Genomic DNA, 11,767 nt, shown 5'->3' with positions numbered 1-11,767 from the left:
CGATTACCTTATGCGTCGGGATACTACTCCCAAGCCCGGGCTTAAATGCGAAAACCCCCGATTTCTCGGGGGTTTTCTTTGGCGGAGGATAGGGGATTTGAACCCCTGAGGGCGTTAACCCAACACGCGTTCCAGGCGTGCGCCATAGGCCGCTAGGCGAATCCTCCTCAGTTTGCTCCGTGGAGCAGGTACCAGCATATCTAAATATCTCCACAATCACGAATCGAGGGCGTTGTGGGTTCAACTACGCGTATTTTCAGCAAAAAATTGGCGAAATTTCGGGGATTATCTAGTTTATCCACATCTGGCACGCGTCCACCAAAGCCCCTTTCCGCGGCGCTGGATACTTAAAACATGAACAAACGAGAGGTATTTCATAGCGGCGATGATCCTCATCGGCTGCATATAAGTCCGCCGGGCACCAGAACCGATCCAGGTACCGACGGCGTGTGGGCTGCCCACGTTGAGCAAGAAACGATCTTCGCGAAGCTAGCAGCAACTATCAAGAGCCTTCATGAGCAGGGCAGGGCAATCGAACCAGCCACCGGGCTCAAACAACTGGAAACCCTTGGTCGGATACGCAGTATGTTGGATGCGGCAGAAGCTGCTTTGCTGGCCGATACCTACGAGCTGACTAGCAAACAAGCCGCCTTGTCCGGCACTCAGGACCCTTTAGTCGACGACCCTTTGCAAGCGCAGTCTGCAGAGCATTTCGGAGTTGATCCCGAAGCGGAACCTTTGGTTCGTTCGTCATTCATTTCCGAGGCATCTGGTGCACTGCGGCAAAGCGAACGCATAGTCCAAGGCAAATTATTCACCGCCGAGGGGCTTCGCCACCTCTGCCCAGATACCTTGAATGAGCTAGGCAAGGGCACCATCACCACCAAGAGCGCCACGGAGATCGTTCACCAGGCGCAGGATCTTGAGTCCGAGAACGTGCAGCAGATGCAAGAAGTGCTCTTGCCGATCGCTCGCACCGGTTCGGATCGCACGGTGAAGGATCGAGCTCGCAAAATGCGTGAACGTTTCTTGCCAGAACCAGCGGAAACGAGGCATGAAAAAGGGCGTGAATCGCGTTCGGTGATCTGGTGGCCGGAGGCTGACGGCATGGCCGTGCTTCAGATACGGCTTCCAGCCGAGGATGCCCTGGCAATCATCAACACCATCAACTGGCACGCCACGAAACATGATGACCCTGAGGATCTGCGCAACGAGCAACAACGTCGCGCCGATATTTTCCGGGACGCTTTGCTTGATGGCTGGCCGGCCGGGAACGGCACTCCGCTCAAAGCGCGGGTGGCCTTGACCATCCCCGCCTTGCAAATGCTTGCAGATCCTACTCGAACGCTGGCCGATCTGGAAGGCTACGGGCCAATCGCCCTCGGTGCAGCCTTGCGACTAGCAAAGGATGCTCCTTCGCTGATGACGGTGCTCACCGACCCTTGGTCCGGTGCCGTCATCGACGTAGGACGAAAGAAGTACCGCCCAACGAAAGCGCTCAAGGACCTACTGAGATTACGGGATAACCACTGCAGGTTCCCTGGTTGCAACAGGCTTCCGGATTCCAGTGAAATCGACCATGTCGACGACTGGGCCAAGGGCGGACATACGAACCGAGACAACTCGCAGCTGTTGTGCAAGCGGCACCAAATGTATAAGCACGCCTTAGGTTGGCAGGCCACATACATGGCCGACGGTTCGGTCAATTGGCGTTCGCCGAACGGAATCTTGCAGGTTGAGCTACCGGGCAGCGTCACCAGCGTGCAGAACTTCGACTTTGAACGGAATCAAACCCCGATGCTCCCCGCCTCGGAATTGCCCGCCCGAGTTCGCCGGATCCTAGGTTGGTTTGACCCGCCGGATTCGAAAGCCGGGTGACATAGCCTCCTTCCTTGCATGGGTTGGATTGAGAGCAAGGGCACGGCTACCGATTTTCATCCACCCCCAACTCTCGGGTAGTATCTTCTGTGACCCCTCGTGTGGTGTCATCCTGTTGAACTCCCCCAGGACCGGAAGGTAGCAAGGGTAGATGGGCTCTGGCAGGTGCATGAGGGGTCTTTGATTTTTCTAGCAAGCCGAATGGAGTTCGCGTGGGCGTTGGTCGTTTCGCCCCAAGCCCGACCGGGCAACTCCACCTGGGCAACCTGCGCACCGCAATTCTTGCTTGGCTTTTTGCCCGGTCCACCGATCGGCAATGCCTTCTGCGCATCGAAGACCTTGACCGCGTGCGCTCCGGCGCCGAGGAGCAGCAGCTTTCGGAGTTGGCTTCCATCGGCCTGGTATTCGATGCTCCCGTGGTCCGTCAAAGCGATCGCCTCCCCATTTATCTCGAAGCAATCCAAGCTCTTCGCGAAAACGACCTGGTCTTCGAGTGTTTTTGCACGCGCAAAGATATTTCTGAGGCTGCCAGCGCGCCGCACGCGGCACCCGGTGCTTACCCCGGCACCTGCCGAAATCTCACCGCCGAAGAACGTGCCGAAAGGGCCCGAGAACGGCCGGCTGCTTTGCGCCTTCGTTCCACGGTTGACCAGTTCACCATTCACGATGAGCTTTTCGGGCAGTACACCGGCGTGGTAGATGATTTTGTGTTGCTGCGCAATGACGGCTCCCCCGCTTACAACCTTGCGGTGGTCGTTGATGACGGCGCCTACGGCATTGACCAGGTTGTTCGCGGTGACGATTTGCTGTCCTCCGCCCCGCGCCAGGCATACCTGGCGCAGTTGCTCGGATTGCCTATTCCTACGTACGCCCACGTTCCGTTGGCATTGAACGTTCAAGGCCAACGTCTTGCTAAACGCGATGGTGCGGTTACGCTCGAAGACCTTTCCGAAAAAGGACTAAATGGCACACAGCTCCGCGCCTACTTGTTAGAGTCATTAGGCTTGCCCGGCACGTCTTTGCAGGCCGCTTTGGACTCCTTCAACCCTTCAGCTTTGCCCCGCGAGCCTTGGGTTGTAGAACCAGAATTTATTGTTGACCAGTTGATGCCTCCGGCATCGCACAACCGATAGGGTACCGGTGTGAGTACAGCGCTTTATCGCAGATACCGTCCAGACACTTTCGCCGAGGTCATCGGGCAGGAACATGTCACCACCCCGTTGATGACTGCGTTGGAAAAGAACCGGGTCAACCACGCGTACCTGTTCTCCGGTCCGCGCGGTTGCGGCAAAACGACCAGCGCACGCATTCTGGCGCGTTGCCTGAACTGCGCGCAGGGTCCGACTCCTACCCCGTGCGGAACCTGCCCCAGTTGTGTCGAGCTGGCCAACGGCGGCCCCGGTTCCTTGGATGTCATCGAGATCGACGCCGCCAGCCACGGTGGTGTCGAAGACGCCCGTGATCTGCGTGAACGTGCGACCTTCGCACCTACCCGCGACCGCTACAAGATTTTCATCATCGACGAGGCCCACATGGTCACCTCGGCAGGCTTCAACGCCCTGCTGAAGATCGTCGAAGAGCCACCACCCCATATCAAATTCATTTTTGCGACGACCGAGCCGGACAAGGTCATCGGCACCATCCGTTCGCGCACCCACCACTATCCGTTCCGCCTGGTGCCGCCCGAGGCACTGCTGGCATACCTCAAGACGCTCTGCGAACGCGAAAACGTAGTGGTCGCCGACAGTGTGCTTCCGCTGGTGATTCGCGCCGGCGGCGGTTCGGTGCGCGACACCCTCTCGGTGCTAGACCAGCTGATGGCTGGCGCCCGTGAAGGCGGGGTGGACTATGAGACCGCGATTGCCTTGCTCGGCTATACCCATTCCACGCTGCTCGATGAAGTCATCCTCTCCCTGCACGAGGCCAACGGCGCTTCCCTCTTTGGCGCCATCGACCGCATCATTCAGACCGGCTTGGATCCGCGACGTTTTGTTGAAGATCTGTTGGAACGCATGCGCGACCTGATCATCGCCAAGGCGATGCCCGAAGGCCTGGAGAAAATTCTGCGTGGCACCCCAGCGGACCAGTTGGAGTCGCTGCATATGCAGGCCTCGCTGGTCGGCGCCGGTGAGCTGAGCCGTTGGGCCGACGTGACCAACCAAGCGCTGACCGAGATGACCGGCGCGACCTCTCCGCGTTTGCACTTGGAACTGTTGGCAGCGCGTTTGATGCTGCCTGGCGCCGAAAACTCGGCGAGCTCTTTCGCCGCACGCCTCGATCGCCTGGAACGTCATGCGATGACCGGCAGCGAGCTTCCAGAGCTCCCGGAGGGGGAAATGCCAACGCAGTCCTCGGGCGCTGCCCCTTCCCCCGCGGCGGCACGCCAAGGCGCGGCCGCGGTACGCGAGGCCCTTGCCGCCGCGAAGTTGCGCAATGGCGGCGTCGAGCCGGCAGCCCAAGAGCAGCCCAGCGCACCTCAGCAGGAGACGCAGCCGGCCCAGCCAGGTCAGTCGCAACAGGAACAGAACCTCCAGCCACGGGAGCAGGAACCCGTGCCACGCGAACAGCAGCACCCGGAAGCGCGAGCTCAACAGCCTGCGCAGGGACAGCAACAGCAACAGCAACAGCAACAGCCAAGTCAGCCTCGCGAGCAGCAGCCTCCGGTGGCGCAAGAAGATACAGATATTAACGCTCCGCTTGATCCGGACGCCGCCCGTTCACTCAACACCGGCGAAGCGGCCGATTGGGGAGCCACGTGGGGCCCTAAGGAAGACTTGAATCCGGTCACCACCCCGGTCCAACCAGGTCCGAGTGTTCCCGAAGCACGTCCGGAAGGTGTCGCGCCGTTCAGCCTGGTTCCAGATCCGGCCGCGGGGGAAGACCTGTCCTTCGGTACTGGTGTTTCCATCGATGACGTGAAGCAAAATGCCGCGATGGCCGAGTTCACTCGTCGTACGGCAGAAAATCGTCCTCCGCAAGCCCCGCCACAGGGTGCCCCTCGTCAGGCGCAGCAGCCGCAGAAAGATCAACAAGCTCAAGGTCAAACGCAGTCTCAGCAGCAGGCGCAGAACCAGGAGCAGGCAGCACAAGAAGCACGCCGTCGCGCCGAGGAACAGACAGCTCGAGAGCAGGCCGAACAACGTGCCTCTGCGGAACTGGCCGAGCAAGAAAAGCTCGCTCGAGAGCAGGCCGAACAACGAGCCGCTGCAGAACGGGAAGCCGCAGAACAGCGTGCTGCCCAGGAGAAGGCGGCACGCGAGCAAGCCGAAGCGCAGCAACGCGCACAAGCAGCTCAACCTGCCCAGCAGCAAGCGCCACGGCAACCGGTTCAGCAATCCACGCCGCCGATACAGCAGTCGAACACTGCCGGGGCACCGGTTCAGCAGTCGAACACTGCCGGGGCACCGGTTCAGCAGTTCCAGCAGGCCTGGCCGGCGGTCTTGGAGCAGCTGCAGTCAAGTTCCCGAGTGCTCCATTCCATGGTCGCCAACTATGGTTCGGTCGCCGGTTTCGATGGCCGCACGCTGACGATCGCGTTCAGCAATACCGGACCGATTGTGAATCTGCGCAATCGTCCGGACATGATGCAGATATTAGTAGGCATCCTCTGCCAGGTGGCAGGCCAACAGATCGAAGTCGTACTTGCCGAGGGCGGATCGGCACCCGCCGGTGGTGGTTCCCCAAAAGGTGAACGCCGGCCAACACCGGCGTCCTCCCCAGCAGCAGCCACCAACGCACAGGCTCCGAACGCTGGGGTAGCGCCCAACGCTCCGTCGCGCCCGCAACCAGCCAGCGCTCCGGCTCCGGCTCCGGCTCCGGCTCCGGCCAGCAAACCATCAGCATCGGGTGATTCGGGATATGTCAGCAGTTATGACGATGTTCCGCCTCCGCTGGACGAGCCATATATGGACGAGCCTCCGTACCCGGATGACGGATACGGCACGCCTAGCAGCCCAGCGCCGCAGGCTCCCGCAGTCCAGGCACCAGAGCCAGCGGCAAGTCCCCGACCAGCAAAGCCGCAAGAAGCTAGCGCATCACCGGAACTCGCTGCGGCCGTGGTGGAACCCGTGGCCCCGTCGCCGCGGAGCGCTGCTCCGCGCTCCTTTGACGGCCCCCCGGTGGCCCCGCGTCCCCGGTTGACCGCCGGGCTCAGCGCACGCCAGGCAGAGGTGGGAGCTCCGGTAATCTCGCGTCCGGTTTCTTCCACCCCGTTGCATCCGGGCAGCACCACCGACACCTTCGAGTCCAAGGCAGTCCGCGAGCCGGAGCCGGAGGCACCAACGCCGGCGCCGGTTGCCCCTGAGCCGGTTCGGGTGGCACCGCCGAAGCCTTCCGTGCAGCCGGCCACCGAGTCAGCTCCCGCGTGGGGCGCACCGGGCGAAGGGTCCGAGCAGCCAATTGCCGAGTCTCCGATGCCGACCGCCGGACAGCGGCTCAGCCGCTACCAGCAGCTGATGAGCCAGGCCAAGGACAGCGCTCCGGCAGTGCCGGTGGAAAGTTCCGCCAGCAACTGGGGCACGCCGGATCGCGCCCAACCCCGGCCCCCGGCACCGGAGCCGGAGGATTTCACGCCCAGCGAAGACGACATCGAGGTCGAGGATTCGGCACTCATCGGCGTCCCCGCGGTGGAGCGGCTGCTCGGCGGCATGGTCATCGAGCAACGTGACGTCAACGGAAGTATCGTGGAAATTAAGCGCGGGCTCTAACCGCCAAACCGTCTAGGTGAGACACTAGGGTGTAGGACGGTGGCATACCACCGCAGGCCAACTATGGCACCGCAAGATCAATGGACGTTTGAGTTATCAGGAAAGTGGGCATTAGGTGTACGAAGGTGCTGTTCAGGAACTGATCGACGAACTCGGTCGGCTACCTGGCATCGGTCCTAAATCGGCGCAGCGCATCGCTTTTCACATTCTCGATGCCGACGCCGAGGATATGACGCGCCTTGCCGCGTCCATCCAGCAGGCCAAGGAGAAGGTCCGCTTCTGTGAGATCTGCTTCAACATTTCCGAGCAGGACACCTGCGGGATCTGCCGCGACGAGCGCCGCGACACCAGCCAGATCTGCATCGTCGAGGAGTCCAAGGACGTGCTCGCCATCGAGCGCACCCGCGCCTTCAACGGCAAATACCACGTGCTGGGTGGCTCTATTAATCCGATCGCCGGGATCGGCCCGGAACAGCTGCACATTCGCGAGCTGGTCACCCGCCTGGGCGACAGCTCGATCACTGAGCTGATCCTCGCCACCGACCCGAACCTGGAGGGCGAGGCCACCGCAATCTATCTGGTGCGTCAGCTCAGCCCGCTGGGCATCAAGATCACCCGTCTGGCTTCTGGCCTGCCGGTAGGCGGCGACCTGGAATACGCCGACGAGGTCACCTTGGCCCGCGCCTTCGAAGGCCGGCGCAACACCATCGCACCGAGCACTTCACGAGCCTAGGCACCCTGCCACACGAGCATATTTCATGCTGCCCGGTCCATCGCCAGATGGCCCGGGCTTTCTTGTCTGTGGACTCAACCACATTGGTTGATAATGGTCAACTATCGGCATATAGTTGATATCAGTCAACTTTATCTTTGAGTCTTTTGGAGTCCGCATGACCGCAGTAGCACCGGTCGAAAAACCCAAGATGAGCCACCGGCAGATCATCCAATCGCTGACCGGTCTGCTTATGGGCATGTTCGTTTCAATCCTTGCAGGCACTGTGGTGTCCAGCTCCCTCCCGGTAATCGTCTCTGACCTGAACGGCAGCCAGACGGCATTCACCTGGGTGGTCACCGCTACCCTGCTTGCCACCACAATCTCGACCCCGATCTGGGGAAAGCTCGCCGACCTGGGCAACCGCAAACTGCTCTTGCAGATTGCTCTGGCCATGTTCGTGCTTGCCTCCGCGGCCGCCGGATTCGCGCAGAACACCGAATTCTTGATCGCCATGCGTGTGGTCCAGGGTCTGGCAGGCGGCGGCATGGGCGCGCTGAGCCAGATCGTGATGGCAGACATCCTCTCGCCGCGGGAGCGCGGCAAATACATGGGCCTGTTCGGAGCCGTTATGGCGCTGGGCACCGTCGGCGGACCGCTGATCGGCGGCTTCGTCACCGACACCATCAACTGGCGCTGGAACTTCTTCGTCGCGCTGCCTTTCGCCGTCGTTGCAATCATCTTGATCCAGCGCACGCTGAACCTTCCGGCCATCGCCAAGCGCAAGGTCCAGATCGACTACCTAGGCATCATGCTGCTCGCCTCGGGCGTGGCAATGCTGCTGATCTGGCTTTCCATGGGCGGCAGCCAGTTCGAATGGAACTCGGCCACCAGTTACCTCATGGTGATCGGCTCGGTCATCCTGCTGGCGGTCTTCGTGCTCGTCGAGTTCAAGGTTGCAGACCCGCTGATTTCCCTGCAGCTATTCAAGAACCGCACCTTCACCTTCGCGGTGATCGCCTCGCTCGCTGTGGGCATCTCGATGTTCGGCACCTCGGTGTTCCTCAGCCAGTACATGATCATGGCCCGTGGCGCCACCGCCACCCAGGCCGGTCTGATGACCTTCCCGATGATGGCCGGCCTCTTGGTCGTCTCCACCATCGCCGGCGCACTGATCTCGCGTTACGGCAAATGGAAGGCCTTCGTGGTCACCGGTGCCGTGCTGCAGGTTGTCGGCCTGTATCTGCTGGGAACCATCCACTATGACACCGCCTTCTGGCTGGTGGGACTGTACATGTTCATCCTCGGCGCGGGCGTCGGCCTGGTCATGCAGAATATGGTGCTGGTGGTGCAGAACTCGGTGGATCCGAAGATCCTCGGCGTCGCTTCCTCAGCGGTGACCTTCTTCCGCACCTTGGGCGGTACCGCAGGCACCGCCGGACTCGGCGCAATGCTCGCGGTCACCATTCCGAATATGATCGCCGACCGCCAGGGCGAACTGACCCGCGCCATCGCCTCGCTGGGCGATAAGGCCGCCGAGGTCGGCGCGGCACTGAGCTCCGGTTCCCTGCCGACGATCTCCACGCTGCCCGAACCGGTGCGGGTAATTCTCGAATCGGTCTACGGCGATGGGGTGGCAGGCTTGTTCGCCTTGGCCGCGCCGCTCGCACTGATCACCGTCGTCGCAGTGATCCTGCTGCCCAACCAGCACCTGAACACCAAGACCAATACCGAGCGGCTGGCCGAGGAATCCGACGCCCCTTCCACCGCGGAAACCGTCGCCTAGCCACCGTGGATACCTTGGATGAAGCGCAGCCGGAGACCCGGCGCGGGGTGCTATTCGACGCCGCCGAGCAAGAACTGTTCACCTTGATCTCGGTGACCGCCAAGTCGCGACGCACCCTTGCCGCCCGGCTCGATGAAAGGCTGCCGCCCGCGGCGGTGCCGGTGCTGGCAATGATCCTCAAATGCCAGAGCATCACGCAGTCCGAAATTTGCGAACACCTCATGACGGACAAGGCCACCCTTTCCCGCCTGGTCACCCGGCTCGAAGAGCTCGGCCTGGTCAGCAGGCAGGTCGATGAAGCCGACCGCCGCGTCTCCAACCTGCTGCCCACCGAACTGGCCAAGGAACGCTGGCACGGATGGCTGGAATCCTGGCGCGACAGCTTGCGCGAACGCATTACACTGTGGTCCGACGACGACTTGGACCATTTGGTTGGCTTGCTCGGCAGGCTCAACACGGATCTGCGCGAACTGTGAACCATTGGCGTGGAGCCGCGGCCTTCGGTGAAGGCCGCGGCTCCACGCCATTTGCGCGCCCGGATCGGCTGATGACCCGGTAGCGCCTTCGACCGCCAGGCTGCATGCGGGGCTGGTTAGTCCTTGGCTGCAGTGGCTACACTCGATTCATGGCAATCAAGGGCAGCAATATCGAGGCAATCGCCAAGGCCACCGGCACTGGGTGGGACCAATGGGTCAGCCGGCTCGAAGCGGACGGAGCCAGCGAGCTGGCACATAAACCGCTCGCCTCGCTGGCCTACGAGATGATGCCCGCCGAACTATCCAATCCCGGCTGGTGGGCGCAGTCGGTGGCCATCGCCTACGAGCAGCACATCGGCCGCCGGGTCCCGGGCCAGTCCAGCGACGGCACCTTCAAGGGCTCAGTCTCGGCCACCATGGCCGCCGATCTGGACGGCGCCCTGGCCCGCTGGGTGGAGGCCGTCGGCGCGCGAACCGACTTCAACGGCGCGCAGCTGGTGGGGGAAGCCTCCGTCAGCGGTTCGGATCGGTGGCGGTATTGGAAGGCCGAATTCAGCGACGGAAGCCGGGTGAGCGTGAACATCTCGCTCAAGGGCGGCAAGGCAAGCGTAAGCGCTGAGCATTCACGGCTCTCCAACCCTCAGGTATTGGATGGCTGGAAGTCATTTTGGCGACAAATCTTAGCCACAGCGCGTACATGACCTGCATTTCCAGGCATCGAAACAACAAATGCTAGGCAATATGACCAATGGTTACCTTCACAACTAGGTGATGCACCTGCGGTACTGACACAATTATCTACGGTAGATATGTCGCATCTGTGCTGGCAGCACGATGCGCATCAACAACTTTCATCAGTTGGAGTGTGCGCCCATGGGCCTGATAGTTCAAAAATTTGGCGGTTCGTCCGTATCCGATGCCGAAGGCATCAAACGCGTCGCGCGCCGAATTATTGATACCAAGGCGCAGGGCCATGAAGTCGTTGTGGTCGTTTCCGCAATGGGCGACTCCACCGACGAACTGCTCGACCTCGCGGCCCAGCTCACCGAGGACGCCCCCGCTCGCGAAATGGACATGCTCCTTTCGGCCGGCGAACGCATCTCCATGTCGCTGCTGGCCATGGCCATCGACCAGTTCGGCGAGAGCGCGGTATCTTTCACCGGATCGCAGGCAGGGCTGATCACCGACTCAACCCACGGCATGGCACGCATTATGGAAGTTTCTCCGCAGCGTATCCGCCGCGCCATCGACCGCGGCTTCATCGCGATCGTCGCCGGCTTCCAGGGCATGAGCAAGGAATCGAAGAACATCACGACCATGGGCCGCGGCGGCTCGGACACCACCGCGGTGGCCCTTGCGGCAGCCCTCGGCGCCGATGTCTGCGAGATCTACACCGACGTTGACGGCATCTACACCGCCGATCCTCGCGTGGTCGGTGCCGCGAAGAAGATCGACGAGATTTCCAGCGAGGAAATGCTGGAGATGGCGGCCAGCGGCTCCAAAATCCTGCACCTGCGCTGCGTGGAGTACGCCCGCCGTTTCGGCGTGCCGCTGCACGTGCGCTCCTCATTCAGCACCAACGAGGGCACCTGGGTGCTCCCGGACCCCAACGACAAGATCAAGATTCAAGAGGGAGAACCCTTGGAACAGCCAATCATCTCCGGTGTTGCCCACGACCACTCGGAAGCCAAGGTCACCATCATTGGCGTGCCTGACATCCCGGGCAAGGCAGCACAGATTTTCGGGGTTATCGCGGCCGCGCAGGCCAATATCGACATGATCGTGCAGAACATCTCGACTCGCGGCACCGGCTCCACCGATATCTCATTCACCCTGCCGATGACCGAGACCAAACGAGTTCTCGCGGCGCTGGAAACCTCCCGCGGCGAAATCGGCTTCGAGGATATCGAGCACAACGACGAGGTCGGCAAGCTCTCGCTCATCGGTGCGGGCATGCGCTCGAACCCAGGAGTTTCCTTCACCTTCTTCGAGGCGCTGCACCAGGCCGGGGTCAACGTGGACATGATCTCCACCTCGGAGATCCGCATCTCGGTGGTAACCGACGCGGACAAGCTCAATGACGCGGTCCGCGCCATCCACACGGCTTTCGATCTGGACACCGACGTGGAAGCCACCGTGTACGGCGGTACCGGACGCTAAATACCAGCGAAAGGGGCGGCGCAGATCTTGAAGATCTGCGCCGCCCCTT

At 61.6% G+C, this 11,767-nt stretch carries 8 protein-coding genes, 1 tRNA gene and 1 other RNA gene; 9 read left to right on the top strand and 1 reads right to left on the bottom strand.

The features are described 5' to 3' along the window. Nucleotides 1-79: 79 nt before the first annotated feature. Nucleotides 80-167, bottom strand: a tRNA-Ser gene (locus ACT3UA_RS16880). Between the two features lie 187 nt (nt 168-354). Here ACT3UA_RS16880 and ACT3UA_RS16875 point away from each other — a divergent pair. From ACT3UA_RS16875 to ACT3UA_RS16835, 9 genes are all read left to right on the top strand, one after another. After that, the gene (locus ACT3UA_RS16875; RefSeq protein WP_096285587.1) at nt 355-1,878 is read left to right on the top strand and encodes an HNH endonuclease signature motif containing protein; all 1,524 of its coding nucleotides are present in this window, start codon (nt 355-357) and stop codon (nt 1,876-1,878) included. Nucleotides 1,879-1,966: 88 nt separating this feature from the next. Continuing rightward, an RNA gene (ffs, locus tag ACT3UA_RS16870) (signal recognition particle sRNA small type) lies at nt 1,967-2,063 on the top strand. 27 nt (nt 2,064-2,090) lie between these two features. Further along, the gene (gene gluQRS, locus ACT3UA_RS16865; protein ID WP_096285589.1) at nt 2,091-3,011 is read left to right on the top strand and encodes a tRNA glutamyl-Q(34) synthetase GluQRS; all 921 of its coding nucleotides are present in this window, start codon (nt 2,091-2,093) and stop codon (nt 3,009-3,011) included. 9 nt (nt 3,012-3,020) lie between these two features. After that, nucleotides 3,021-6,584 carry a DNA polymerase III subunit gamma and tau gene (locus ACT3UA_RS16860; protein ID WP_444617514.1) on the top strand — a complete coding sequence of 1,188 codons (3,564 nt, stop codon included), beginning with the start codon at nt 3,021-3,023 and terminating at the stop codon, nt 6,582-6,584. Nucleotides 6,585-6,699: 115 nt separating this feature from the next. After that, a complete protein-coding gene (gene recR, locus ACT3UA_RS16855; protein ID WP_096285593.1) occupies nt 6,700-7,317 on the top strand; it encodes a recombination mediator RecR in 618 nt (205 codons plus the stop codon). Nucleotides 7,318-7,474: 157 nt separating this feature from the next. Next, entirely contained in the window at nt 7,475-9,082 is a 1,608-nt protein-coding gene (locus ACT3UA_RS16850) for a DHA2 family efflux MFS transporter permease subunit (protein ID WP_255248410.1), read from the top strand. Between the two features lie 5 nt (nt 9,083-9,087). Then, nucleotides 9,088-9,558 (top strand): MarR family winged helix-turn-helix transcriptional regulator, encoded by a 471-nt coding sequence (locus ACT3UA_RS16845; RefSeq protein ID WP_096285595.1) that lies wholly within the window; start codon nt 9,088-9,090, stop codon nt 9,556-9,558. Between the two features lie 149 nt (nt 9,559-9,707). Beyond that, nucleotides 9,708-10,259, top strand: a complete 552-nt coding sequence (locus ACT3UA_RS16840; protein WP_096285598.1) for a hypothetical protein — start codon at nt 9,708-9,710, stop codon at nt 10,257-10,259. Nucleotides 10,260-10,431: 172 nt separating this feature from the next. After that, nucleotides 10,432-11,718 (top strand): aspartate kinase, encoded by a 1,287-nt coding sequence (locus tag ACT3UA_RS16835; protein WP_096285600.1) that lies wholly within the window; start codon nt 10,432-10,434, stop codon nt 11,716-11,718. Nucleotides 11,719-11,767: the final 49 nt, after the last annotated feature.

Origin of the sequence: Glutamicibacter sp. 363, from assembly GCF_052379505.1 — a bacterium.
Classification (GTDB): domain Bacteria; phylum Actinomycetota; class Actinomycetes; order Actinomycetales; family Micrococcaceae; genus Glutamicibacter.
This window is presented reverse-complemented; position numbering and strand designations above follow the sequence as displayed.